Here is a 23,432-nt window from a genome sequence, read left to right on the forward strand (position 1 = left end):
TGTCCAGCATGTCGATCTACGAACAGGGCCTAGCCCCTGCTGCCGTCAACCATATCGCCCTCTCCCCACTCAGCTTCATCGAGCGCACTGCCAGCGTCTATCCGCACTACCCCGCCGTCATCCACGGTTCGGTTCGCCGCAACTGGGCCGAGACCTACACGCGCTGCCGGCGCCTGGCCTCCGCCCTGGCCGGCCGCGGGATCGGCAAGGGCGACACGGTAGCGGTGATGCTGCCGAACATCCCGGCCATGCTTGAGGCGCACTTCGGCGTGCCGATGATCGGCGCCGTGCTCAACACCCTCAACGTGCGCCTGGACGCCGAGGCCATCGCCTTCATGCTGCAGCACGGCGAGGCCAAGGTGCTGATCACCGACCGCGAGTTCCATGCAGTAATCCACGCTGCCATCGGCATGCTCGACCACCCGCCGCTGGTGATCGACGTCGACGACCCGGAATACGGCGAAGGCCAGGCCGTCAGCGACCTGGACTATGAAGCACTGTTGGCCGAGGGCGACCCGGAATTCGCCTGGAGCTGGCCGGACGATGAGTGGCAGGCCATCTCGCTGAACTACACCTCCGGCACCACCGGCAATCCCAAGGGTGTGGTCTATCACCATCGCGGCGCCTACCTGAACGCCCTGGGCAACCAGATGACCTGGGCCATGGGCAACCATCCGGTCTACCTCTGGACCCTGCCGATGTTCCACTGCAACGGCTGGTGCTACCCCTGGACGGTCACTGCCCTGGCTGGTGTGCACGTGTTCCTGCGCCGGGTCGACCCGCAGAAGATCCTCACCCTGATCCGCGAACACCAGGTGACCCACATGTGCGGTGCGCCCATCGTGCTCAACGCCCTGGTGAACATGCCTGACTCGGCCAAGGCCGCCATCGATCACCCGGTGAACGCCATGGTCGCCGGCGCTGCGCCGCCGGCCAAGGTGATCGGCGCCGTCGAAGCCATGGGCATCCGCGTCACCCACGTCTATGGCCTGACCGAGGTCTACGGCCCGGTGACGGTCTGCGCCTGGCACGCCGAATGGGACGAGCTGCCGCTGGAAGAACGTGCCAGCATCAAATCCCGCCAGGGCGTGCGTTACCCGACCCTGGAAGGGGTAATGGTCGCGGACCCGAAAACCCTTGAGCCTGCGCCCAAAGACGGCCAGACCATCGGCGAGATTTTCATGCGTGGCAACACTGTGATGAAGGGCTACCTGAAGAACCCCACCGCCACGGCCGAAGCCTTCGAGGGTGGCTGGTTCCACACCGGCGACTTGGCCGTGTGGCACCCGGACGGCTATGTGGAAATCCGCGACCGGCTGAAGGACATCATCATCTCCGGCGGCGAGAACATCTCCACCATCGAACTGGAAGGCGTGCTCTATCGTCACCCGGCGGTGCTGGAAGCAGCCGTGGTGGCGCGCCCCGACGAGAAGTGGGGTGAGACGCCTTGTGCCTTCATCACCCTCAAGGCCGACCAGCAGGACACCCGCGAGGCAGAAATCATCGCCTTCTGCCGCGAGCACCTGGCCAGCTTCAAGGTGCCGAAGACGGTGATCTTCACCCAGCTGCCAAAAACCTCCACCGGCAAGATCCAGAAGTACGTCCTGCGCGATATGGCCAAAAACCTCTAACAGCAGCGCGTCATGAACAAGGCGACCGTCCCCGGCGGTCGCCCAAGGCTGCCTCATGCCCGAAAAAGCAGCGGCAACCCGAACCAGGCATCGACAACAAAAACAAGCGGAGCCAGCAATGACCACTCACAACACACCTCACGCCCAACACTTCGACCGCATCCGGTCGAACCCCAAGTTCCGGCGCCTGGCCCGCCAGCGCGCGCGACTGGCCTGGTCACTGAGCGCCGTGGTGCTCGGTGTCTACTACGGCTACATGCTGATCGTGGCCTTCGCGCCGGGCTGGTTGCGCCTGCCCCTGGCCGATGGCAGCCAGCTCACCCTCGGCCTGCCCTTGGGCGCGGGCATCATCGTCCTGTCCTGGCTGCTCACCGGATGGTACGTGCGCAGCGCCAATACCCGCTTCGATGCGCTGAGCGCGGAGATCGTCGAGGAGGCCCAAGCATGAAGCGCCTGCTCGCCCTCCTCGCCTGCTCACCCCTGGTCGCTCTGGCGGCACCCATCACCGCCGAAAAACAGCCGCTGAACCTGCACGCCATCGGCATGTTCTTCGTGTTTGTCCTCGGCACGCTGCTGATCACCTGGTGGGCGGCACGACGCACCCGCTCTACATCGGACTTCTACACTGCTGGCGGCGGCATCAGTGGCTTCCAGAACGGCTTGGCGATCGCTGGCGACTACATGTCCGCTGCGACCTTGCTGGGCCTCTCCAGCCTGGTGTTCGCCAAGGGCTACGACGGTTTCATCTACACCATCGGCTTCTTCGTCGGCTGGCCCATCGTCACCTTCTTGATGGCCGAGCGCCTGCGCAATCTGGGGCGCTACACCTTCGCCGACATCGTTTCCTACCGCCTCGACCAGAGCCGCGTGCGCACCTTGGCGGCCATCGGCTCGCTGACCGTGGTGTGCTGCTACCTGATCGTGCAGATGGTCGGCGCCGGCCAGCTGATCAAGCTGCTGTTCGGCCTCGACTATCCCATTGCGGTGATGGTGGTCGGCGCGCTGATGCTGGTCTACGTGATCTTCGGCGGCATGATCGCCACCACCTGGGTGCAGATCATCAAGGCTGTCCTGCTGCTGGCCGGCGGCACTACCCTGGTGTTCCTGGCCATGAGCGAGTTCGGCTTCAGCTACGAGCAACTGGCCAGCCGCGCCATCGACGTGCACGTCGCCGGCAGCGCCATCATGGGGCCGGGCTCGATGCTGGCGGACCCGATCAACACCGTGTCGCTGTCGCTCGGCCTGGTGTTCGGGATCGCCGGCCTGCCGCACATTCTGATGCGTTTCTTCACCGTGCCGAATGCGCGGGAAGCCCGTAAATCGGTGTTCTACGCCACCGGCTTCATCGGCTTTTTCTTCCTCGTGGTGTGCACCCTGGGCTTCACTGCCATCGTCATCATCGGCACCGACCCGCAGTACTTCATCGACGGCAAGGTCGGCGGAGCACTGATCGGCGGCGGCAACATGGTGGCCATGCACCTGGCCCAGGCGGTGGGCGGCAACCTGTTCCTCGGTTTCCTCTCCGCCGTGGCCTTCGCCACCATCCTGGCGGTGGTTTCCGGCCTGGCTCTGGCCGGTGCCTCGGCCATCTCCCATGACCTCTACGCCACCGTCTTGAAGAAGGGCCGCGCCAGCGAGAAGGATGAAATGCGCGTCACCCGCTTCGCCACCGTCGGTCTGGGTGTGATCGCTATCGGCCTGGGCCTGCTGTTCGAGCAGATGAACATCGCCTTCCTGGTCGGCCTGACCTTCGGCGTCGCCGCCTCGGCCAACTTCCCAGTGCTGATCATGGCCATGTACTGGAAGGGCCTGACCACCCGCGGCGCGCTCTGGGGCGGTTTTGCCGGATTGGCCTGCGCCCTGCTGCTGGTGATCCTCTCGCCGGCCGTCTGGGTCACGGTGCTGGGTCACGCACAGGCTATCTTCCCTTATGACCACCCGGCGCTGTTCTCCATGCCGCTGGCCTTCCTGGTGATCGTGGTCGTGTCCAACCTCGACCGCAGCGCCCGAGCCGACCGCGAGCGGGCCGCCTTCGAGGACCAGTTCGTCCGCGCCCAGACCGGCCTGGGGGCCGCTGCCGCCAGCAGCCATTGACCGACCGGGCACGGCTCCCCCCGTGTGGGTCGTGCCCGATGTACAACCGAAAAAAGAGGTTCCACACCATGCCCGAGTTCAATGCCCCGCTGCGCGACCTGCGCTTCGTCCTGCATGAGGTCTTCGACGCCCCCGCTATCTGGGCGCGCCTGCCCGCGCTGGCCGAACGGGTCGACGCCGACACCGCCGATGCCATCCTGGAAGAAGCGGCCAAGGTCACCGGGCAGCTCATCGCCCCGCTCAACCGCAGCGGCGACGAAGAGGGCGCGCAATGGCGCGATGGTGTGGTGACCACTCCGGCCGGCTTCAAGGAGGCCTACGCCACCTATATCGAAGGCGGTTGGGTGGGCCTCTCCGGCAACCCGGATTTCGCCGGCATGGGCATGCCCAAGATGCTCGCCGTGCAGTTCGAGGAAATGCTCTACGCCGCCAATTCGAGCTTCGCCCTCTACTCCGCGCTGTCTTCCGGCGCCTGCCTGGCGATCGACGCCCACGCCAGCGCTGAGCTGCGCTCCACCTACCTACCGCCGATGTACGAAGGCCGTTGGGCCGGCTCCATGTGCCTCACCGAGCCCCACGCCGGCACCGACCTCGGCATCATCCGCACCAAAGCCGAGCCGCAAGCGAACGGCAGCTACAAGATCAGCGGCACCAAGATCTTCATCACCGGCGGCGAGCAGGACCTGACCGAGAACATCATCCACCTGGTGCTGGCCAAGCTACCGGACGCACCAGCGGGGCCGAAAGGCATCTCCCTGTTCCTGGTGCCCAAGCTGCTGGTCAACGCCGATGGCAGCCTGGGCACACGCAATGCAGTGAGCTGCGGCTCCATCGAACACAAGATGGGCATCAAGGCATCAAGCACCTGCGTGATGAACTTCGATGGCGCCACCGGCTACCTGATCGGCGAGGCCAACAAGGGCCTGGCGGCGATGTTCACCATGATGAACTACGAGCGCCTGTCCATCGGCATCCAGGGCATCGGTTGCGCCGAAGCCTCCTACCAGGCCGCTGTCGGCTACGCCCGCGAGCGCATCCAGAGCCGCGCGCCCACCGGCCCGGTAGCGACGGACAAGGTGGCCGACCCGATCATCAATCACCCCGACGTGCGCCGCATGCTGCTGAGCATGAAGGCCCTGACCGAGGGCGGCCGCGCCTTCGCCTGCTACGTCGGCCAGCAGCTCGACCTGGCCAAGTTCACCGAGGACACCGACGAGCGCCAGCGCGCCGAGGCCCTGGTGGCGCTGCTCACCCCGGTGGCCAAGGCCTTTTTCACCGACATGGGACTGGAAAGCTGCGTCAATGGCCAGCAGGTGTTCGGCGGTCATGGCTACATCCGCGAATGGGGCCAGGAGCAGCATGTGCGCGACGTGCGCATCGCGCAGATCTACGAAGGCACCAACGGCATTCAGGCCCTCGACCTGCTGGGCCGAAAGGTGGTCGCCAACGGCGGCGCCGCACTGCGCCAGTTCTGCGCCGAAGTGCGCAACTTCGCCCACCGCCACGAAGTGCCGTACGGCAGCGAGCTGGTCGTAGCGTTGGAGCGCCTGGAGACCGTCAGCGGCTGGCTGCTGGAGCACGCCAAGACCAACCCCAACGAGGTGGGTGCCGCCTCGGTGGAATACCTGCACCTGTTCGGTTACGTCGCCTACGCCTACATGTGGGCACGCATGGCCGCTGTCGCCGAGGCAAAACGCAGCGAGGACGAGGACTTCTACGGCGCCAAACTGGCCACCGCGGCGTTCTACTTCCAGCGCCTGCTGCCGCGCACCCTGAGCCTGGAGGCCAGTATCCGCGCCGGCAGCACCTCGCTCTACGAGTTGAAGGCTGAGCACTTCTGACGCTTAGCGTGTAGCAGCGCGGTCTGAGCTCCTTCGGACCGCGCCTTTTTCTTCCCCCACCAACCATTGGGCCGAACGGCCCGATGCGGGACCGGCTTTTCCACAACAACAAGAAGAGGTAAGACCATGGACCGCAACACCCTCACCTCCGGCCTGCTCATGGCCTGCGGCGCCGCCGCGCTGTCGGCCCCTGCCCAGGCGGATTTCATCGCCGATGGCAAGGCCGGACTTGAGCTGCGCAACTTCTACTTCAACCGTGACTTTCGCCAGCAAGGGGCCCCCCAGGCCAAGGCCGAGGAGTGGGCCCAGGGCTTCCTGCTGCGCATTGACTCCGGCTTCACCGAGGGCAGCATCGGCGTCGGCCTGGACGCCATCGGCCTGCTCGGTGTGAAGCTCGACTCCAGCCCGGACCGCGCGGGTTCCGGCTTGCTCAAGCGTGACCGCGAAGCGCCCAAGCGTGCGCAGGACGAATACGGCGAACTAGGCCTGACTGCCAAGCTGCGCGCCTCCAAGAGCGTGCTGAAGCTCGGCACCCTGATGCCCAAGGTGCCGGTGTTGCTGGCCAACGACTCACGCCTGCTGCCGCAGACCTTCGAAGGCGGCCAGCTCAATTCGCTGGAGATCGACGGCCTGACCTTCGACGCCGGGCGCCTGACCCAGGTGAACCAACGCGACTCCTCCGACTACGAGGACATGGGCATCACCACCGTTGGCGTGAAGAATATCCGCGCCCGCCAAGCCACCAGCGACGCCTTCGACTTCGCCAACCTCAGCTACAAGTGGAACGACAGCCTGAGCACCGGTTACGGCTTTGGTCGGCTGGACGACTTCTATCGCCAGCACATGCTCACCCTCAATCACCTGCAGCCGCTGGGTTCAGGCCAGGCACTGAAGAGCGATATCCGCTACGCCCGCTCAACCGATGAAGGTGGCAGCAACGTCGACAACAGCGCGTTTGGCGCGATGTTCACCTACAGCCTCGGCAGCCACGCCTTCGGACTTGGCTACCAGCGCATGAGCGGCGACACCGGTTTCGCCTACGTCAACGGCAGTGATGCCTACCTGGTGAACTTCGTGCAGATCAGCGACTTCGCCAACGTCGAAGAACGCTCATGGCAAGCTCGTTATGACTACAACTTCGCCTCCCTGGGCGTGCCGGGCCTGACCTTCATGACCCGCTACCTCTCGGGCGACGACATCGAGTTGGGCGCTAACAAGGCCAATGGCAAGGAATGGGAGCGCGACACCGACATCGCCTACGTGGTGCAGAGCGGCCCGCTGAAGAACCTGGGCCTGAAATGGCGCAACGCGACAGTGCGCACAACGAACTTCGGCAACGATCTCGACGAGAACAGACTGATCCTCAGCTACACGCTGCCATTGTGGTGAGCAGCCCAGCGAGGGTGGCCGCTGGTCGCCCTTATCCTTGCAAGCCGTAGCCCGGACTGAAGTCCGGGCTACGCAGCGGCACGGCATTGCGCGAGGCGATTCAGGCCTTCAGCTTGTGCGTCCAGTCCAGCAGGCTGCGCCACAGGCAGATGCCCACGAAGTAGGCCGAAGCCAGCCACCAGATGCCCAGCACCAGCGACTTGTAGAAGGGATGCTGGATGATCAGCAGCATGCTGCTGATCATCCACACGAAGGTGACCACAATGTTCAGCGGCATCAGCTTGCGCACGCGGAAGGGGTGCAGGAACTTCAGCTTGGTCAGCGTCAACGCGGCCAGGAAACAGATCAGCAACAGGCTGACAACCGGTGGCGGGTCGATGATCCAGATGTACAGCGCCACCACGTTCCAGGCAGCCGGGAAGCCGACAAAGTAGTTGTCGCTGCTCTTCATGTTCAGGTTGCAGAAGCAGAACAGCGATGACACCAGGATCAGGCTCACCGTGACCAGTGCAGTGTGATCGGGCAGGTCAATGTAGCGGTAGATGAAGATTGCCGGGATGAACACATAGGTCAGGTAATCGATCACCAGGTCCAGCGTGGAGCCGTCAAAGTTCGGCAGCATGGTACTGGTCTGCACACGACGGGCGAAGGTGCCATCCAGGCCATCCACCAGTAGCGCCGCGCCAAGCCAGAGCAGGCAATCGCGGGGCTGGTTGTCGAACAGGGCAAGTATCGCCATCAGGGCAAGCACGACACCGGTGGCAGTGACACCGTGTGCGGACCATGCCTTGGCTTTATTGACTACGTTGATATTGGCGGACACGGCAGTTCTGCTCAAAGTGATGGGGGAGTAGATTCGATAGACCGCAATTATGCGTCAGCTTCTGACGGCCTTCAGACATTTCAGAAAACGTCATCGTCGCTTTCAGACTCCTTCCACTTGCATATTCGATGCTAGGTCATCTATGGCGGACGGCAACGTTCCCTGACCACTGACCATGCGCAACCTGGTAGGAGCGAGCTTGCTCGCGAATTGCCCACTTCGGCATTCGCCAGCAAGCTGGCTCCTACAGAGAAACGCCCACCAATACCGTGCGCCCCTCTTGCATCCCAGGCGTCGCCCCTGCACCCTGAGTGCCCTTCCCACCTGTGACACACCGGCATGAACGCCCCGACCGACCCCACCCGCTGCCCACTCTGCGGCCAGAGCAACCAATGCATCCAGGCAAACCCGGCAACTGCCGACCAGCCCTGCTGGTGCTTCGAGGTGCGGATCGCCCCGGAACAGCTCAAGCAGGTCCCGGAACAGGACCTCAACCGCGCCTGCCTCTGTCCCCGCTGTGCACACGCATTGCCCACTGACGCACCAAGCTGATGCGCCTCGATCGTTTTTTGAGCAACCTCGATGAATTCAACCGCCTCGATGCGCGCCTGTTGCTCGCCGCTGGTCGGGTCCGCGTGGATGGACAGACGGTCACCGATGGCCGCTCTGAGGTTCGCGAATTCAATCGAATCGAACTCGACGACCGCCTGCTGCAACTCGGCAAGCCGGCACGCTACTTCATGTTGTACAAACCTGCTGGCTGGGTGAGCGCCACCGAGCATCCTGAGCACCCCACCGTGCTCGACCTGCTCGACGAGCCCGACAAACACGAGCTGCACCTGGGCGGCCGTCTCGACCTGACCACCACCGGGCTGCTGCTGATCACCAACGACGGACTCTGGTCGCGCCGCCTCACCCAGCCTGAACGCAAGCAGCCCAAGGTCTACTACGTAGAAACCGAGCAGCCCATCGGCGCCGAGTACGCCGAGACCTTCGCCCAGGGCCTCTACTTCGCCTTTGAAGACCTGACCACCCTCCCCGCTCAGCTGGAAATCCTCGACACCCGCGCCGCCCGCCTGACCCTGCATGAAGGTCGCTACCACCAGGTCAAGCGCATGTTCGGGCACTTTCGCAACAAGGTCGTGCGCCTGCATCGCGAAAGCGTCGGCCCGCTCAAATTGGACCCGGAAATGCAACCGGGCGACTACCGGTCGCTCACCGCCGAAGAAGTGGCCCACTTTTAGCTAGGTCACACCCGAGTCACATCGGTTTTGAATAAACCGACGAACTGCAAGAATTTTTCCTTTCAATGAGCTTGCAGGTGTAAAGAGGCCCTGCTTAAATCGGACACAAGGTCAGAGTGTGACCAAAGAGTCACACCGATCATCTAAGCGTTCCTGCGGTCCCCTGTGCTCTGCACATGAAGGTTTCCTGCCTGGTTAGAAGACACTGTCTGGTGCCGAAAAGCACCGGAACTCGCCGTCTTTTTTCGACCTAACCGCCTGAAAATTAAGAAATTTTTAAATTTTTCGCCTGACATCGGATTGTCATCCAAAGGCGCTTTCCTACTGCCAAGACTTACAGCGAGCCATGCCTGTCCATGACCCGCATGACCCATCTGCGCCAGGAGGAAAACGACATGAGGCCGGAAACCGCCATCGTCGAGATTCACAGCCAGTACAAGGTTCACACGGAGTTCTACGGCAATCCCGAAGCCAAACAGACCATCATTCTGGTCAATGGCTCGTTGTCGACGACAGCCTCGTTCGCGCAGACCGTGAAATACCTGCAACCGCACTTCAACGTCGTGCTCTTCGACGAGCCCTATGCCGGGCAGTCCAAGCCACACAACGACAATACCCGTTTCATCAGCAAGGAAACCGAGGCGGACATCCTCCTGCACCTGATCGAGCACTTCCGCGTCGATTACCTGATGTCCTTCTCCTGGGGCAGTGTCTCCGCCCTGCTGGCCCTGGCCCAATGCCCGGCACGGATCAAGAAGGCCGTCATCACCTCCTTCTCGCCGATCCTCAACGACGCGATGATGGATTACCTCACCCGTGGGCTGGACTACCTTGCCGCCGTCGACCGCGACAACGTCGGCCATCTGGTGAATGACACCATCGGCAAATACCTGCCGTCGCTGTACAAGCGCTTCAACCATAAGCACTGCAGCAGCCTCGACGATCACGAATACCTGCAGATGCACTACCACGTCCGCCAGGTCCTGAACATGGATTCGCGTTGCTACGTGGACTGCCTGCAGAACGTCGACATCCCGATGCTGTTCGTCAATGGAGAGCATGACGAATACACCTCGGCCGCCGACGCGCGCCATTTCGCCAAGCACGTGCGTGACTGCGAGTTCGTCACCATCGACAACGCCGGCCACTTCGTCGATGTGGAACACAAGGAAGGCTGGTTGCAAACCCAGCAAGCCCTGCTGGGATTCCTGAAGGCCCCGGTGAGCTCCAGCCTCGCACGGCCGCAGCCGGTTGCCGATTACCAGGCAATTGCGGTTTGAACGCGCGAGCGCCCGGGCAGGTGCAAGTATTTTCAGTAACTTGTGACTGCTCCGGGCTTCACCTATGGGCCAGCTTCTGGTAAAAAGGCACCCGCTGCGGGCGTCGTATAATGGCATTACCTGAGCTTCCCAAGCTCATGACGAGGGTTCGATTCCCTTCGCCCGCTCCAACACTCTGTTTCCACATGCTTCCGCATGGCGACGAAACCCACAGAAACCGGACCTTTGAGCCGGTTTTTTTGTGCCCGCATATCCCTGTATGCCTCCACATAACCCTTGATACCGTGTATGCCTGCTTGTATGCTCAGGACAAACACGAACTTGGGCATACAAGAAATGAAGCGATCAGACATCAAACGCCGCCCCCTGGCTGACACTGTTCTGGCGACTCTGGAGCCCGAGCCTACGGCCTACCGCGAGGCGGACGGCAACGGCCTGTACTTCCGCGTGAAGCCCAACGACACCAAGTCCTGGGAGCTGCGCTACAAGAAGCCAGACGGCAAGTGGTCCTGGCATGGCCTGGGCGGCTACCCCGAACTGTCGGGCGCCAAGGCCCGGGAGAAGGCAGCCGATGTGCGCAAGCTGCTGGCCGCTGGTGTGGATCCCGTGGAGCACAAGGCAGCAACCAAGATGGCCGACGCCATTGCCGCCGCGAACACCTTTCGCACCGCCGCCGAACACTGGTACCAGCGCAAGGTAGATGATGGCCTCGCAGACAGTACCCTGCGCCTGATGCGGGGCTATCTGGACAATGACGTGCTCCCGGCCCTGGGCGACAAACCCATCAGCGAAGTGACCCGGAAGGACTGCGCCGACCTGCAGGCTAGCATCGAGGCACGCAACGCCCCGAACACCCGGGACAAGGTACGGGTGGCCCTGCGCCAGATCTTCAGCCAGGCCATTGCCCGCGGCCTGTGCGAGAACAATCCGGCAAGCGAGCTGCTGGCCATCTCCACCAAGACCCCCAAGGCCAAGCAGTACCCTCACCTGCTGGAGCCTGAGCTGCCCGCCTTCCTGCACAGCCTGCGCAACACCACCAGCCGCCTGCCTGCCCGTACCGCGACCTGGATGTGCCTGTGGACGGCCAGCCGGCCCGGCATGGTGCGCTCTGCCGAGTGGTCGGAGATCGACTTCGACAATGCGCTGTGGACCATCCCCGCGGACAAGATGAAGATGCGCCGGGACCATGTGGTCCCCCTCTCCCGCCAGATGCTGGATGCCCTGCGCGACCTGCACCGCATGACTGGGCGCAGCCGCTACCTGTTCCCCGGCATCGGCCCAAAGAAGCCCGTGATCAGCGAGAACACCATCAACCTGACGCTCTCCAAGGTCGGCTATCGCGGCAAGCTGGTAGGCCATGGCAGCCGCCACACCGCCAGCACCCTGCTACGCGAGCACGGCTGGCTCAAGGAGCACGTCGAGGCCCAGCTCGCCCACAAGGAAGCCGGCGTCTCCGGCGTCTACAACCAGGCCCAGTACCTGCCCCAACGGCGCGCCATGATGCAGTGGTACGCCGACTATCTGGACCAGTTGGCGGTGGGCATCACCCCGGCCCAGCGCACCGAGTTTGACCGCCAGGTGAACGTGGTGGAGGACAATGTGATCGAGTTGATTAAGCTGGCATAGCCGCCAAATGACACGACATATACGACATTTTTCAGCCAGACGCTTGTATATCCGTACAGGCGCTTCCTAACATCGCCACCAGCAGCACGGTTGTGCCGTTCTGCCCCGCAATTGCTGGAATGAGGCACTGCACCAAAGTCCCTGTGGGACGAGGCCCCAAGGGGGCGGCCTGAGGCCTGTGCAGGAGTAAATTCCTAAGTCCCTGAGGGGGAAGCGATTGAGCCTAAACGCTCACGCTTCCCTTTTTCGTTTCTGGAGCGTGAGCCTTGAAAACTCTTTCGAGGACGTCGCTCATATGCACACGCCCGCACCCAACAAGGCCCTGATCCGTCAAACCTCGCTCTGCGCGTGGCTGGATCTGTCCCGCTCCGGCCTGGACAAGCTCCGCAAGAAAGACCCCACGTTCCCCAAACCGCTCAAGGATGGCGAGAGCCGCCAGGCTGCTGCCTTCTACGTTGTGGCCGAGGTGGATGCCTGGCTGCAGTCGAAGATCCAGGCGAGGGACGTAGCATGAAAACCATGCCCATGCTTGCGTCCACACGTCCCCGCATGTATCGTCGTAATCGAGTTGCCAACATGGCAACCCGGCGTAGGAACCGGCGGACTAACAGCACAAAGGCGCTAATGCGCCCCCATCAGAACTGGGGCTTTTTTATGCCCGCAGTTTCTTGTTATGGCGGGACGTATCGGGCGGGCCTTTCGGTTTCCTTTGTGGCTGGGAGTGTCCCGATTCCTACCCCGGTACGTTCCGCCACCATAACCCGTAGGAAGGTTTGTGGCGGTCCTCTGACACACAAGGGAACCGACCATATGAAACACGCCCCCAGTTCGTCCAATTCCCACGCTGCCGCCTGGAGGGCCCGAGCCCTCGCCGCACTGCGTTCTGACTCCAGCCTTGCCACTCGCCTGGCTCGCTACAACGCTCATATGGAGCGCGCCCGCGCTCTCGAAACCGCAAGTGTTGGAGGTGCCCAATGAACGCCAAGGCAAATTTCACCCGCGACAAAATGGCGTCGATCGCCGATGACTCCATTGAGTTCATCCGCTACGGAAGGCTCCACACCCGTTGGCTGTCTGCACTCATGACTGCGATCCACAACGAGCTTTCACAGGGCAAAGCCGTGCTTGAGGCTCGAGTGAGCACCGCAAGGGATCTGGCCAGCTTGGGGCAGTACCTGGCTGATGACTGCTCGAACTACCTCGACTGCGAAGCAGAACGCCTGCAAGGCGAAGTCGAAGAGCAGGAGCTGAAGCTCCAGGAAGGTGCCAAGTGAACGCACCCATCCAAACGCTTACCGCCCGCGCGATCGCCGGCTGTTCAGTAGGTGTATCCGCCCACAAATGGCACCACGAGCTCGGGTTCGTGACCTACTACACGCTCGACAATGCCGTCGAACAAATTGCCCCGTTTGGCAAGGTTGGGCCTTTCCCGAGCCCCAATGAAATGCAGGCAGCGATCGGCAGGATCAAGGCGAAATTCCCGGGCGCGGCCATCGTCAGCCGCAAATGCGGCCTGGCTGACGACCTTGTGACCGATACCGAGCTAGATACCGAGTACGCCAAAGCGCTCGCGAAACTAGACGCACTGGGAGCCTAACCATGGATGACAAAAAACGCCGCAGCAGCGGCGAGGGGACCGGCTTATCTGAAAAAAGCCTCTCTCCCGAGGAAATCCTCGAGCGCAGCCTGTCGCTCATCGCCGCGGCCGGCACTATCCGGACGCTGGAGCTCGAAGCCCACAAAACGCTGGGGCGCATCGACGCCCTATCCCTGGCGGGGCTGATCGACCGGGTACGGGCCAAGGCCTGGGGGCAGCGCGTCGTCCATGCGACCGCGATGGCCATGCTGGAGTTGGAGGGCCGAGTATGACCAGCCCAATCGAAACCCTCCTGGCTCGCCTGGACAAGGTGAAGGCCGTGAAACCGGGGCAGTGGAAAGCCTGCTGCCCCGGCCACGACGACAGGGAGCCCAGCTTGAGCATCCGCGAAGCCGGCGACGGCAAAGTGTTGCTGCACTGCTGGGCAGGCTGCTCCGCATCTGACATCACCACGGCAGTCGGCCTGGAGCTGCGCGACCTGTTCCCCGGCGAGCACCAGGCCCGCAAGGGACCGAGCCGCGCTGCCGTCGAGCATGAGCACGTCGTGTACCAGATCGGCCTGTCGATCCAGGCGAACGGCAGCCGCCTGAACGCCGAGGATCAGGCCCGCTTCGACCTCGCCAAGCAGCGACTGGGGGTCACGCCATGACGGCTCAGGATCGCTTTGCAAAGGAATGGGAAGGCGCGACACCGGTCACCAAACCGGAAGCCCTCAAACCCGCATGGCGCGCCGAGTTGACTCCGGCCGCGTCCATCGTCCCGGTACCGATCCGCTGGCTATGGCCCGGCTGGATCGCCCGGGGCAAGTTGACCGTCTTGGCGGGCGCCGGCGGCAGCGGCAAGACCACCCTGGCCATGGGGCTGATTGGCACCCTCACCAGCGGCGGCCGCTGGCCGGATGGCGAGATCTGCCACGAGCCCGCTAATGCCCTGATCTGGTCGTCGGAGGACGACCCGGCGGACACGCTGATCCCGCGCCTGATGGCTGCAGGGGCGAACCTGGAGCGTGTGCACATCATCCAGGGCCGTGTGAATGTCCTGGGCGAGCGTGAACCCTTCGACCCGGCTACGGACTTCGACCTGCTGCGCGAAGCCGTGGACTCGATTGGCGGGGCCTCCCTGCTGCTGCTCGACCCCGTGGTCAACGTGGTGAAGGGCGACATGCATCGGGCCAACGATGTCCGCCGAGCGCTCCAGGCCGTGGTGGATTTCGCCGAGGCACACTGGTGCGCGGTGCTGGGCATCAGCCACTTCAGCAAGGGCAGCGGCGGTGCCTCTCCAGCTGATCGGGTGATCGGCAGCCAGGCATTCGGGGCCCTCGCCCGCGCCGTGCTGGTGGCTGCCAAACAGGAAGACTCGGACGTTCGCGTCCTGGCTCGCGCCAAGTCGAACATCAGCGACGATCAGGGTGGCGTCGGCTACCTGGTGGAACCCTGCACCGTCGGGGATGGGCTGGAGACGACCCGCGTTCTGTGGGGCGACCGCATCGAGGGCAGCGCCCGCGACATCCTGGCCGATGTCGAGAGCACAGGCGACGACGACCAGCGCACCGAACTGGAGGAGGCCTGCGACTTCCTGCGCGACACCCTCAAACACGGCCCCGTACCTACCAAGCAGATCAAAGCGGAAGCGAATGATGCCGGTCTGTCATGGGCAACGGTACGCCGCGCACAGAAGGTAATTGGGGCTATCGCCGTCAAGGAAGGTGGCCGTCTCGGCGACGAGAAACAGCAGTGGGTTTGGCGGCTCGTCGCAGAAGGTGCTCAACAAATGCAGAAGGTGCTCACAGAAAAGAGTGAGCACCTTCTGGAAAACGTGAGCACCTTCTGCAAAGCCCCGCCGCCCGCCTTCGACGATTCGGACATGGAGGGCTTCTGATGGCCGCCCTCGACTACCTCACAGAACACGGGTTTTCCGCCCGTGTGTCCGGCAAGCGGCTGGTGATCTCCCCAGCCAGCCGTCTGACCGAAGACGTGCGCAAGTACATCAAGGCCCACCGCCTAGAGTTGTTGGCGGAACTGGCGGCCAACGATGGCCAGGAGCGCCGCAGCAACTGGCAAATCACCCGCGGGGGCAAAGTCCTCTGCGTGATGATCGGTGAACCCATGACCCGCACCGAAGCCCTGGACGCCGCTCGCTGGCGCTGGCCGGACGCGGACCTAGCCCCCGATCAGTAACTGCACTTATGCAACCCGAGAAAGGAGAAACACCATGAGCACACAGCAAATACTTGGCGGCAACGCTCTCGCCCCAGGGCAAACCGCTGGGCAAATAGTCGCCTCGATCGTTGGTGCCGCAATCGGCGGCGCAGTCGGCGGCCCGGCCGGCGCATTCACTGGCTACCAGGTCGGCGCCGAGATCGCGGGTGATCTGGATCCGGCACCCAATCAGCAGGACCGCGGCCCCGTCTCCAAGCATCTGAGCGAGGGCGACCAGGCATGAGCATTCTCAATGTCTTCGTCACGCCCGAGGCGGGACTGATTGGGGTCGATACCGAGAGCACCCTGCCAGACGGGACGATCCAAGAGTTCGGCAAGATGATCGTGGCCCCTGCAGCTGGTGCGGTCGTCGCCTTCCGCGGCACGGACTACGTGGTGATGGCCGCCAGCAACTCCATCGTTTGCTTTGGTGGCTCGCTGGAGGCAATGGCGGAAGCACTGCCCGACCATCTCAGGCGATCTGTCGACTTCTGCCGAGAGCATTACCAGGCGCCAGAGGAAGCCCTGGGCCTGGAATTGGCCCTTGTCGGCTATTCGCAGGTTGAGGGGTGCGTGGTCGGCCATCTGTTCAGACGGGCAATCGGCAGCGAAGAGATTCAGGTCGACCGCATCCCTATCCGGTACCGGGCGCCGTTCTGGGATGACTTGCCGAACGATATCCCGGCTGATCGTCCCGGGATGATGACCCTGGCCCAACACCAGAGCCGCTTGGCGCGTGAGCGGATGCCTGAACTCGCCGCTGGTGGTCGCTTCCTCATCGCCGAGGTGCGCCGGGACAGCATCACCATCGAGAAGGCTTTCGACTTCCCGCCGCGCCAGCAGGAGATCACGCCATGATCAGCGCGCTGATTGCCGGCCGTCTGGTGAAAGAGGCCCACATCACCAGCAATGGCGCCTGCGAGGCTACCGTCTGCACCTTCGACGATGAGCGCTCGGTGCGGCTCACCTGCCGCCGCAAGGCCCTCTCCGAGCAGCTGCTCGCCCTGCCCTTCGGCTCTCCCATTTCTGTCTCCGGCCTGCTGCGTGTGGTGCCGGTGCTGAACGACAAGGGCGAACCCCGCGCCTACCTCACTCTGGAGGTGAGCGCGATCTTGACTCAACCCCAACCTCAGGGCCTGATGGCCCGTCTGTTCAAGCAAGGAGCTAACCATGGCTGATCCGACCTATGAAGAACTCTCTTCCGAAAACGCGCGGCTGCGTCAGAAGAACGCTGAACTGCTGGACGAACTGAAGAAGGCGCGAGGTCGACTCAAGGAGCTGGAGGCCGCCCAGCCCGAAGGGCTCAGCGAGCTGGAGACCCTGCGCGCCGAAGTACTGGACCTTAAGTTGCACAAGCCCGTCGCCGCGATGCTGAAAGGCGTGCTGGTCAGTCCGAAGTACTCTGCGCAGGAGCTGGCCGAGCACTACAAGTTCGAGCTGAACGAGGCCGGCGAGATCGAGATGCGCGATCTGGAGGGAAACCCGGTCACTGTCGCCGAGAAGGTGGACGGGAAAGAAGTCACCCGTTCGGTACGCTTCGAGGAGATGGACATCTGGCGTTACCTGGTGAACACCGGCAACTTCAACCACATCATCCGGGGCAGTCGTGCTTCCGGTAGCGGTGCCATACCCTCAGCGGCCCGCACGTTCACCACGCAGCAGGAGAAGGCGCAACAGCCCGCGCAGGCCAAGCCTAATTTCGGCCTTAAATAGCGTTATACTGTAACAGTGCTTGAGCAGAGCACAGGCGGCTCCTGTGGGGCCGCCCTCCCCTTCGGTCTGTGACCACCCACCCTGCAATACCCTCTGGCCTGTGGCCACCTCGCGAAGTTTGTGACGCCGCGAATCAACCCCAACACTTGATTCGAGGTAATGCCCCATGGCAACCGTACGCCTGGCCGACATCATCGAGCCACAAGTCTTCACCGACTACATCGTCCAGAACACCATGGAGAAGACCGCCCTGGTCCAATCCGGTGTCATGGCCCTGAACGCCGTTATCGCTGAACAGCTCAGCGCCGGCGCCCACTCCTTCAACGTGCCGTTCTGGAACGACATCGGCAATGAGGAGGCCAACGTGGTCAACGACGACCCGGCCGACCTCTCCACGCCGAACAAGATCGGCTCCGGCAAGCAACTCATCCGCAAGGCCTTCCTGCACAACTCCTGGTCGGCGATGAACCTCGCCAGCGAGATCTCCGGCTCCGACGCCCTGGCGCGCATCCAGTCCCGCGTCAGCGCCTACTGGGAGCGGCAGATGCAACGCCGCCTGGTGGCCAGCCTGAAGGGCGTGCTGGCCGGCAACGTGGCCAACAACAGCTCTGACATGGTGCTGGACATCAGCGGCGCCGTGGGCGATGCGGCCAAGTTCAGCGCCACCGCCGTGATCGACGCCACTGCCGAACTGGGTGATGCGATGGACACCGTGACTGCCATCGGCATGCACTCGGACATCTACCGGCAGGCGCTGAAGAACGACCTGATCGATACCGTTCCGCAGAGCGACGGCAGTGTGATCCGCACCTTCCGCGGCCTCGCGGTGATCGTGGATGACGGCCTGCCGCTCGCCTCCGGCAACTACACCACCGTGCTCTTCGGCGCCGGTGCCGTGGGCTATGCCGTAGCCGAGCCTCGTGTGGCAGCGGGTACCGAAGTCGAGAACCTGCCGAGCGCCGGCCGTGGCGGTGGCCAGCAGATTCTGCATAGCCGCCTCAACCTGGCGGTTCACCCCAGCGGCTTCAGTTGGGCCGAGGGCACCGTCGACGGCGAGAGCCCGACCATCGCCGAGTTGGCCGATGCCTCGCACTGGCTGCGCGTGGTGGAACGCAAGGCCGTTCCCCTGGCATTCCTGATCACCAAGTAAGCGAGGCAGGGGGCAGCAATGCCCCCTTTGTCGTTATGACCGAGAAGGCACCCCGCCGGCCCGTGACCGGCACCCGCAAGAAGCCCCCGGCCAATGCTGCACAGAAGCTGATGGAACTGGCCGCCCAGGGCTACAACATGAAGGGCCTCGCGTACCGGCTGGGCACCAGCTACGACACCCTGAAGAAGTGGCTGGAGCTTTACCCCGAACTGCAGCAGGCCCTCGATGAAGGCCGCGAGCGCGAGCACCAAGCCCTGTTCAACGCGCTGTTCGAGAACGCCACCAAGGGTGGCAACGTCACCGCCGCGATCTTCCTGCTGAAGGCCCGCCACGGCTACCGCGAAGGCGATCAGTCCGAGATTGCCAACAAGGTCAGCATCAACTTCCAGCTCCCCGGTGCGCTTCGCCTGGAGGACTTCACCAAGGGCGTAACCCATGAACACGATTGAACTCAACCGCTTCCAGGAGCGGGTGATGCTGCTCCCCGAAGAACTCGATGTGTTCTGTGGCGGTGGGCGTGGTGGTGGCAAGTCCTACGGCCTGGCGCTGCTCTGCCTGCGTCACGTCGAGCAGTACGCCGAGAAGGCCCGCATCCTCTACCTGCGCCGCACCTACAAGGGCCTGGCCGACTTCGAGCTGATCTGTCGCGAGTTGTACGGCACCATCTACGGCAGCGCCGCCCGTTACAACGCCGCCGAGCACGTCTGGCGCTTCCCGAATGGCGGCTACCTGGAACTGGGGCAGCTGGAAACCCACGCCGACTACACCAAATATCAGGGCCGCAGCTTCACCCTGCTGCTGGTGGACGAGGCCGGCCAGTACCCCACCCCCGACCTGCTCGACATCATGCGCTCGAACCTGCGCGGCCCGAAGGACATGCCCATCCGCATGATCGTCTCGGCCAACCCGGGTGGCCCTGGCCACTACTGGCTGGCCAAGCGCTACGTGTTCAAAGCGGCTCCCTGGAAGCCGTTCCTGGAGGAGAAGAGCAAACGGCAATGGATCTATGCCCCGTCCACCTTCGAGGGCAACCGCTTCATCGACACGGCTCAGTACCGCGACCAATTGGAGTCCGCCTGCCCCGATGACCCCGAGTTGCTGCGCGCCTGGACTACTGGCGACTGGGCAGTGAACCGCGGCGCCTACTTCGCGTCGGTGCTCGATGAAAGCCGCAATGCCGTCGACCCGTGGGACCACATCCCGGACGAGTGGGAAACCTACCTGGCGCACGACTTCGGATCCTCGGCCCCGAGCGCCACGTACATCTTCGCGAAGGCTCCCGGCGGCCTGGGCCCGGATGGCAAGTACTACGCACGCAACAGCCTGGTGCTGGTGGATGAACTGGTCACGGCCAAGCGTGACAACCCGAACGTGGGCCTGAACTGGACCGTACCCATCCTGGCAGAAGAGATCGTGAAGTGGTGCAAGCAATGGGATGTCCGACCGATCGGCGTGGCGGACGATGCGATCTTTGCCAAGGGTGGCCATGCCGCCGGCTCGATTGCCGATGAGTTCCGCATCAGTGGCGTGACCTTCGACCCGGCGAAGAAGGCCGACAGGATTACCGGCTGGAACATCATGCGCCGCTTGCTCTCCGATGCCGGCAAGCCCGACAAGCCCGGCCTGTACATCAGCCGGCACTGCACCTACCTGTGGGAGACCCTGCCCACCCTGGCGCGTGATCAGAAGCGCGTGGAGGACGTGGACAGCACCGGCCCCGACCATGGCGCGGATGCGGTGCGCTACGGCTGCCTGAGAATGCGACCGGCAACCTGGTCCACAATGCCCTTCGTCGTGTGATCGCCTGCAGGAAAGAGCGAAAAAGCCCCGCCGAAGCGGGGCTCTCTCAGGCCAGGTGAAACTAAAGAGCGCCGACAGTGGCAGTGGCGACCTTCACAAGTACGGCCACATCGAACACCTTCTGCTCGGCCTTGTTCTTCTCGAACCACACACACTTGGCGCCATGCTCCGGCCCCATTCCCATCCCGCCGTAGTTACCCACATCCTCCACGGTCATCTTCGGGCCACCGCTCTTCAGCTGAACCACATCACCTTTCTTGATCTCGGACATCCCATATCTCCTCGGTTGGTGGGAACGATCAAGATGAGGGGCGAGAGATGTCATTTCAATGGCAAAAAGCGCGCTCGCTCGGACCGCTCGAACACTAAAAAGGACTGATCAAATAATGATCAAATCGAGCCCAGCAGCAGGCACCTTGTATGCCTACGTGTATGCCTGAACTCTGAAACAGCCTGAAAGCCAGCAACTATGCAATACTTCGATTCCCTTCGCCGCTCCAAAATCCTCTGCCTAAGCCCCTGATTTATGGGGTTTTTTCGTTTCTGGGCTCTGCCGGTGTCGAAAAAGTGTCGAAATCGGCCAGCGGACCCAGCCTGATTGCATCGTGCAAATGCTCCGGAGCCAGGTGCGCATAGCGCATCGTCATGCTCAGTGACGCATGTCCCGGGCGACCCTCTTCGCCCAAACCCCGTGCCCCGCTTCAACGGGACAGTGTTCTGGTGTCGGAGTGCAGTGCTCAGGATGTTGCTCAGTGCTCCCGTCACGGGGGAAGGCCAAGACGACAAAAGCATGCACAGGTCGCCGCTGCAGCAACCCGTTACTGACTCCACCTCCCGCTGAAGTTCGACCTGCGCTTCCCGTGACTGTGATTCCAGCACCGTGACAGTGGCACCCCACTTGCTAGTGGATTAGCCGCAGAACTCTCTCCAACGGCGGAGTCAGTTCAAAGACGATGGCGTCGCTTCCGGCCACCAATCATTTGGTGTTCGGAGCGGCGCCTTTTTCGTTCAACGGCGGAACCAATCAAATGACCGATAACAGCAGTATCCGTGACGACTACCTGGCCTGGGTCGGCGGGAGCGACGCCCCTGAAAAAAGTGCGCTGAACCTGGGCTTCATGGCCCTGACCGACTCCGCCCCGCTGATAGTCGCCGCCACCCAGGGCTTCACCCAGCCTTACGGCCTGACCCTCAACCTGAAACGGCAGGCCTCCTGGGCCACACTGCGCGACAAACTGCTGTCCGGAGAACTGGATGCGGCGCAGATGCTCTACGGCCAGGTCTACGGCATCCACCTGGGCCTGGGGAGCACGGCAACCGACATGGCGATCCTCATGGGTCTGTGCCAGAACGGCCAGGCGATCAATCTCTCCGAACCCCTCAAGCAGGCCGGGGTGACCAGTGCCGAGGCACTGGCCGCTCACGTGCGCCAGGCTGGTGCAAAACTGACCTTCGCCCAGACCTTTCCCACCGGCACCCACGCCATGTGGCTGTATTACTGGCTGGCAGCCCAAGGCATCCACCCGCTGGACGACGTCAACACAGTGGTCGTGCCGCCCTCGCAGATGGTCCCCCACCTCAAGGCCGGGCGGATCGACGGATTCTGCGCCGGCGGACCCTGGGGCGGGCTGGCCGTGGAAGAACGACAAGGCTTCACCCTGGCCACCAGCCAGATGATCTGGGCCGACCACCCGGAAAAGGTGCTCGGCTGCACCCGCGAGTTCGTCCTGCAATATCCCAACACCGCACGCGCACTGACCATGGCCGTACTGGAAGCCAGCCGCTTCATCGACGCCAACGAGGAGAACAAGCGCAGCACCGCACAACTGATCTCCGGCAGCGATTACGTCGACGCCTCGCTCTCGGCAATCCTGCCGCGCTTTCTCGGCCATTATGAGGACGGTCTCGGCTATGCCTGGCGGGACGCCCATCCGCTGCGCTTCTTCGCCGATGGCGAGGTGACCATGCCCTGGCTGTCGGACGGCATCTGGTTCATGACCCAGTTCCGTCGCTGGGGCCTGCTCCGGGACGACCCGGACTACCTCGGCATCGCCCGCCGGATTCATCAACTGGGGCTCTATCGGCAAGCCGCTGAAGCACTGGGCATCAGTGTGCCGAACCAGCCGATGCGCAGCAGCACCCTGCTCGACGGCAGCACCTGGGACGGCAGCGACCCGGTCGGCTACGCCCGCAGTTTTGCCCTTCATGCCCGCAGCCGCCGCGCTGCAGCCATTGCCCTGTGACGGTTGGAGAAGCCCCCCGATGCTACGTATTCTCCTGATCAACGACACGCCAAAGAAGGTCGGCCGCCTGAAGAACGCCCTGGTCGAGGCAGGCTTCGATGTCATCGACGAGTCCGGACTGACCATCGACCTGCCCGAGCGGCTCGAAGCGGTTCGCCCCGATGTAGTGCTGATCGATACCGAATCCCCAGGCCGCGACATGATGGAACAAGTGGTCCTGGTCACCCGCGACCAACCTCGCCCCATCGTCATGTTCACCGATGACCACGACCCGGGCGTGATGCGCCAGGCCATCCAGGCTGGTGTCAGCGCTTACATAGTCGAGGGCATTCACGCCGAACGCCTGCAACCGATCCTCGATGTCGCCATGGCCCGCTTCGAGAGCGACCAGGCGCTGCGTGCCCAATTGCAGGTTCGCGATGCGCAGTTGGCCGAGCGCAAGCGCATCGAACTGGCCAAGGGGCTGCTGATGAAGATGAAAAACTGCAACGAGGACGAGGCCTACACCCTCATGCGCCGCCAGGCCATGAGCCGCCAGCAGAAGCTGATCCAAGTGGCCGAGCAGATCATCGCCACGCACGAGATGCTGGGCGCCTGAAGCCTGCCCCGTCCCGCCAGGGGCCAGGGAATGGCTCCTCTTCGCACGCCCATCACATCACTCCGCCACGCCGAACCAAAAGCGCACAGCACCTTCCAGGCGCGCACGCAAATAGCTCATTACACCACGCCCCCCAACGGCGTTCAGTGCCCTGCGGATGCCAGCAGGATGGCTCTCGCCGCGTTTACAAATATTTGATTTTAAA

General features: G+C 63.1%; 27 protein-coding genes, 1 tRNA gene and 1 pseudogene. 26 read left to right on the plus strand and 3 right to left on the minus strand.

The window, feature by feature from the left end; genetic code table 11:
* Positions 1–8 precede the first annotated feature (8 nt).
* The 5 genes from J7302_RS12065 to J7302_RS12085 all read left to right on the plus strand — a co-directional run bounded on the left by J7302_RS12065 (position 9) and on the right by J7302_RS12085 (position 6,955).
* Positions 9–1,631, plus strand: coding sequence for an acyl-CoA synthetase (locus J7302_RS12065; protein ID WP_215374433.1), 1,623 nt, complete (start codon positions 9–11; stop codon positions 1,629–1,631).
* A 118-nt stretch (positions 1,632–1,749) separates the two neighbouring features.
* Positions 1,750–2,079 carry a DUF485 domain-containing protein gene (locus J7302_RS12070; protein WP_215374436.1) on the plus strand — a complete coding sequence of 110 codons (330 nt, stop codon included), beginning with the start codon at positions 1,750–1,752 and terminating at the stop codon, positions 2,077–2,079.
* Complete coding sequence (locus J7302_RS12075) at positions 2,076–3,725, plus strand: cation acetate symporter (RefSeq protein ID WP_215374439.1); 1,650 nt, start codon at positions 2,076–2,078, stop codon at positions 3,723–3,725. Before J7302_RS12070 ends, J7302_RS12075 begins: the two co-directional genes overlap by 4 nt.
* Before the next feature lie 68 nt (positions 3,726–3,793).
* Entirely contained in the window at positions 3,794–5,566 is a 1,773-nt protein-coding gene (locus J7302_RS12080) for an acyl-CoA dehydrogenase C-terminal domain-containing protein (RefSeq protein ID WP_215374442.1), read from the plus strand.
* 126 nt (positions 5,567–5,692) lie between these two features.
* The gene (locus tag J7302_RS12085) at positions 5,693–6,955 is read left to right on the plus strand and encodes an OprD family porin (protein WP_215374445.1); all 1,263 of its coding nucleotides are present in this window, start codon (positions 5,693–5,695) and stop codon (positions 6,953–6,955) included.
* 100 nt (positions 6,956–7,055) lie between these two features.
* On the opposite strand, the gene pcsA is transcribed toward J7302_RS12085, so the two are convergent.
* Positions 7,056–7,778 (minus strand): phosphatidylcholine synthase, encoded by a 723-nt coding sequence (pcsA, locus tag J7302_RS12090; protein ID WP_215374448.1) that lies wholly within the window; start codon positions 7,776–7,778, stop codon positions 7,056–7,058.
* A 339-nt stretch (positions 7,779–8,117) separates the two neighbouring features.
* On the opposite strand from pcsA, the gene J7302_RS12095 reads away from it, so the two are divergent.
* From J7302_RS12095 to J7302_RS12185, 19 genes are all read left to right on the plus strand, one after another.
* The gene (locus tag J7302_RS12095) at positions 8,118–8,330 is read left to right on the plus strand and encodes a cysteine-rich CWC family protein (protein ID WP_215374451.1); all 213 of its coding nucleotides are present in this window, start codon (positions 8,118–8,120) and stop codon (positions 8,328–8,330) included.
* Positions 8,330–9,022 carry a pseudouridine synthase gene (locus J7302_RS12100; RefSeq protein ID WP_215374454.1) on the plus strand — a complete coding sequence of 231 codons (693 nt, stop codon included), beginning with the start codon at positions 8,330–8,332 and terminating at the stop codon, positions 9,020–9,022. Before J7302_RS12095 ends, J7302_RS12100 begins: the two co-directional genes overlap by 1 nt.
* Before the next feature lie 395 nt (positions 9,023–9,417).
* A complete protein-coding gene (locus J7302_RS12105) occupies positions 9,418–10,302 on the plus strand; it encodes an alpha/beta fold hydrolase (RefSeq protein ID WP_215374769.1) in 885 nt (294 codons plus the stop codon).
* Between the two features lie 96 nt (positions 10,303–10,398).
* A tRNA-Gly gene (locus tag J7302_RS12110) sits at positions 10,399–10,472 on the plus strand.
* A 166-nt stretch (positions 10,473–10,638) separates the two neighbouring features.
* Complete coding sequence (locus tag J7302_RS12115) at positions 10,639–11,928, plus strand: tyrosine-type recombinase/integrase (protein WP_215374457.1); 1,290 nt, start codon at positions 10,639–10,641, stop codon at positions 11,926–11,928.
* Positions 11,929–12,223: 295 nt separating this feature from the next.
* Complete coding sequence (locus J7302_RS12120) at positions 12,224–12,442, plus strand: helix-turn-helix transcriptional regulator (protein WP_215374460.1); 219 nt, start codon at positions 12,224–12,226, stop codon at positions 12,440–12,442.
* A 460-nt stretch (positions 12,443–12,902) separates the two neighbouring features.
* Entirely contained in the window at positions 12,903–13,202 is a 300-nt protein-coding gene (locus J7302_RS12125) for a hypothetical protein (RefSeq protein WP_251702021.1), read from the plus strand.
* The gene (locus J7302_RS12130) at positions 13,199–13,525 is read left to right on the plus strand and encodes a hypothetical protein (RefSeq protein WP_215374463.1); all 327 of its coding nucleotides are present in this window, start codon (positions 13,199–13,201) and stop codon (positions 13,523–13,525) included. Before J7302_RS12125 ends, J7302_RS12130 begins: the two co-directional genes overlap by 4 nt.
* Positions 13,526–13,527: 2 nt before the next feature.
* Positions 13,528–13,797, plus strand: a complete 270-nt coding sequence (locus J7302_RS12135; RefSeq protein WP_215374466.1) for a hypothetical protein — start codon at positions 13,528–13,530, stop codon at positions 13,795–13,797.
* Positions 13,794–14,174: a virulence-associated protein E gene (locus tag J7302_RS12140; RefSeq protein ID WP_215374469.1), complete on the plus strand. Its 381-nt coding sequence runs from the start codon at positions 13,794–13,796 to the stop codon at positions 14,172–14,174. Before J7302_RS12135 ends, J7302_RS12140 begins: the two co-directional genes overlap by 4 nt.
* Complete coding sequence (locus tag J7302_RS12145; protein WP_215374472.1) at positions 14,171–15,403, plus strand: AAA family ATPase; 1,233 nt, start codon at positions 14,171–14,173, stop codon at positions 15,401–15,403. The genes J7302_RS12140 and J7302_RS12145 overlap by 4 nt, the downstream gene beginning before the upstream one ends.
* Positions 15,403–15,702, plus strand: coding sequence for a hypothetical protein (locus J7302_RS12150; RefSeq protein ID WP_215374475.1), 300 nt, complete (start codon positions 15,403–15,405; stop codon positions 15,700–15,702). Before J7302_RS12145 ends, J7302_RS12150 begins: the two co-directional genes overlap by 1 nt.
* A 34-nt stretch (positions 15,703–15,736) precedes the next feature.
* On the plus strand, positions 15,737–15,967 hold the full coding sequence (locus tag J7302_RS12155) for a hypothetical protein (RefSeq protein ID WP_215374478.1): 231 nt from the start codon (positions 15,737–15,739) through the stop codon (positions 15,965–15,967).
* On the plus strand, positions 15,964–16,581 hold the full coding sequence (locus J7302_RS12160; RefSeq protein WP_215374481.1) for a hypothetical protein: 618 nt from the start codon (positions 15,964–15,966) through the stop codon (positions 16,579–16,581). The genes J7302_RS12155 and J7302_RS12160 overlap by 4 nt, the downstream gene beginning before the upstream one ends.
* Positions 16,578–16,901 carry a hypothetical protein gene (locus J7302_RS12165; RefSeq protein ID WP_215374484.1) on the plus strand — a complete coding sequence of 108 codons (324 nt, stop codon included), beginning with the start codon at positions 16,578–16,580 and terminating at the stop codon, positions 16,899–16,901. The genes J7302_RS12160 and J7302_RS12165 overlap by 4 nt, the downstream gene beginning before the upstream one ends.
* The gene (locus J7302_RS12170; RefSeq protein WP_215374487.1) at positions 16,894–17,436 is read left to right on the plus strand and encodes a hypothetical protein; all 543 of its coding nucleotides are present in this window, start codon (positions 16,894–16,896) and stop codon (positions 17,434–17,436) included. The genes J7302_RS12165 and J7302_RS12170 overlap by 8 nt, the downstream gene beginning before the upstream one ends.
* Positions 17,437–17,602: 166 nt before the next feature.
* A complete protein-coding gene (locus J7302_RS12175) occupies positions 17,603–18,586 on the plus strand; it encodes a major capsid protein (RefSeq protein WP_215374490.1) in 984 nt (327 codons plus the stop codon).
* 62 nt (positions 18,587–18,648) lie between these two features.
* Entirely contained in the window at positions 18,649–19,035 is a 387-nt protein-coding gene (locus J7302_RS12180; protein WP_215374493.1) for a hypothetical protein, read from the plus strand.
* Positions 19,022–20,386: a phage terminase large subunit gene (locus J7302_RS12185; protein WP_215374495.1), complete on the plus strand. Its 1,365-nt coding sequence runs from the start codon at positions 19,022–19,024 to the stop codon at positions 20,384–20,386. The genes J7302_RS12180 and J7302_RS12185 overlap by 14 nt, the downstream gene beginning before the upstream one ends.
* A 61-nt stretch (positions 20,387–20,447) precedes the next feature.
* Here J7302_RS12185 and J7302_RS12190 read toward each other — a convergent pair whose 3' ends face one another.
* Both J7302_RS12190 and J7302_RS26495 read right to left on the minus strand, forming a co-directional pair.
* Positions 20,448–20,657, minus strand: a complete 210-nt coding sequence (locus J7302_RS12190) for a YodC family protein (RefSeq protein ID WP_215374498.1) — start codon at positions 20,655–20,657, stop codon at positions 20,448–20,450.
* A gap of 253 nt (positions 20,658–20,910) precedes the next feature.
* Positions 20,911–21,051, minus strand: a pseudogene (locus tag J7302_RS26495) (phage integrase); the annotation flags it as partial.
* A gap of 363 nt (positions 21,052–21,414) precedes the next feature.
* Here J7302_RS26495 and J7302_RS12195 point away from each other — a divergent pair.
* Together J7302_RS12195 and J7302_RS12200 are read left to right on the plus strand one after the other, a co-directional pair.
* A complete protein-coding gene (locus J7302_RS12195) occupies positions 21,415–22,629 on the plus strand; it encodes a CmpA/NrtA family ABC transporter substrate-binding protein (protein ID WP_215374502.1) in 1,215 nt (404 codons plus the stop codon).
* A 19-nt stretch (positions 22,630–22,648) separates the two neighbouring features.
* On the plus strand, positions 22,649–23,227 hold the full coding sequence (locus tag J7302_RS12200) for an ANTAR domain-containing response regulator (protein WP_215374505.1): 579 nt from the start codon (positions 22,649–22,651) through the stop codon (positions 23,225–23,227).
* The last annotated feature ends 205 nt before the right edge of the window (positions 23,228–23,432 follow it).

It is taken from the genome of Metapseudomonas boanensis (assembly GCF_018704125.1).
In the GTDB taxonomy this organism is placed as follows: Bacteria; Pseudomonadota; Gammaproteobacteria; order Pseudomonadales; family Pseudomonadaceae; genus Metapseudomonas; species Metapseudomonas boanensis.

What these genes read in the sequence shown, in the direction of transcription:
- J7302_RS12065 (WP_215374433.1), top strand. Translation starts at nt 9, where the DNA reads ATGTCGATCTACGAACAGGGCCTAGCCCCTGCTGCCGTCAACCATATC.
- J7302_RS12070 (WP_215374436.1), top strand. Translation starts at nt 1,750, where the DNA reads ATGACCACTCACAACACACCTCACGCCCAACACTTCGACCGCATCCGG.
- J7302_RS12075 (WP_215374439.1), top strand. Translation starts at nt 2,076, where the DNA reads ATGAAGCGCCTGCTCGCCCTCCTCGCCTGCTCACCCCTGGTCGCTCTG.
- J7302_RS12080 (WP_215374442.1), top strand. Translation starts at nt 3,794, where the DNA reads ATGCCCGAGTTCAATGCCCCGCTGCGCGACCTGCGCTTCGTCCTGCAT.
- J7302_RS12085 (WP_215374445.1), top strand. Translation starts at nt 5,693, where the DNA reads ATGGACCGCAACACCCTCACCTCCGGCCTGCTCATGGCCTGCGGCGCC.
- J7302_RS12095 (WP_215374451.1), top strand. Translation starts at nt 8,118, where the DNA reads ATGAACGCCCCGACCGACCCCACCCGCTGCCCACTCTGCGGCCAGAGC.
- J7302_RS12100 (WP_215374454.1), top strand. Translation starts at nt 8,330, where the DNA reads ATGCGCCTCGATCGTTTTTTGAGCAACCTCGATGAATTCAACCGCCTC.
- J7302_RS12105 (WP_215374769.1), top strand. Translation starts at nt 9,418, where the DNA reads ATGAGGCCGGAAACCGCCATCGTCGAGATTCACAGCCAGTACAAGGTT.
- J7302_RS12115 (WP_215374457.1), top strand. Translation starts at nt 10,639, where the DNA reads ATGAAGCGATCAGACATCAAACGCCGCCCCCTGGCTGACACTGTTCTG.
- J7302_RS12120 (WP_215374460.1), top strand. Translation starts at nt 12,224, where the DNA reads ATGCACACGCCCGCACCCAACAAGGCCCTGATCCGTCAAACCTCGCTC.
- J7302_RS12125 (WP_251702021.1), top strand. Translation starts at nt 12,903, where the DNA reads ATGAACGCCAAGGCAAATTTCACCCGCGACAAAATGGCGTCGATCGCC.
- J7302_RS12135 (WP_215374466.1), top strand. Translation starts at nt 13,528, where the DNA reads ATGGATGACAAAAAACGCCGCAGCAGCGGCGAGGGGACCGGCTTATCT.
- J7302_RS12140 (WP_215374469.1), top strand. Translation starts at nt 13,794, where the DNA reads ATGACCAGCCCAATCGAAACCCTCCTGGCTCGCCTGGACAAGGTGAAG.
- J7302_RS12145 (WP_215374472.1), top strand. Translation starts at nt 14,171, where the DNA reads ATGACGGCTCAGGATCGCTTTGCAAAGGAATGGGAAGGCGCGACACCG.
- J7302_RS12150 (WP_215374475.1), top strand. Translation starts at nt 15,403, where the DNA reads ATGGCCGCCCTCGACTACCTCACAGAACACGGGTTTTCCGCCCGTGTG.
- J7302_RS12155 (WP_215374478.1), top strand. Translation starts at nt 15,737, where the DNA reads ATGAGCACACAGCAAATACTTGGCGGCAACGCTCTCGCCCCAGGGCAA.
- J7302_RS12160 (WP_215374481.1), top strand. Translation starts at nt 15,964, where the DNA reads ATGAGCATTCTCAATGTCTTCGTCACGCCCGAGGCGGGACTGATTGGG.
- J7302_RS12165 (WP_215374484.1), top strand. Translation starts at nt 16,578, where the DNA reads ATGATCAGCGCGCTGATTGCCGGCCGTCTGGTGAAAGAGGCCCACATC.
- J7302_RS12170 (WP_215374487.1), top strand. Translation starts at nt 16,894, where the DNA reads ATGGCTGATCCGACCTATGAAGAACTCTCTTCCGAAAACGCGCGGCTG.
- J7302_RS12175 (WP_215374490.1), top strand. Translation starts at nt 17,603, where the DNA reads ATGGCAACCGTACGCCTGGCCGACATCATCGAGCCACAAGTCTTCACC.
- J7302_RS12185 (WP_215374495.1), top strand. Translation starts at nt 19,022, where the DNA reads ATGAACACGATTGAACTCAACCGCTTCCAGGAGCGGGTGATGCTGCTC.
- J7302_RS12190 (WP_215374498.1), bottom strand. Translation starts at nt 20,657, where the DNA reads ATGTCCGAGATCAAGAAAGGTGATGTGGTTCAGCTGAAGAGCGGTGGC.
- J7302_RS12195 (WP_215374502.1), top strand. Translation starts at nt 21,415, where the DNA reads ATGACCGATAACAGCAGTATCCGTGACGACTACCTGGCCTGGGTCGGC.
- J7302_RS12200 (WP_215374505.1), top strand. Translation starts at nt 22,649, where the DNA reads ATGCTACGTATTCTCCTGATCAACGACACGCCAAAGAAGGTCGGCCGC.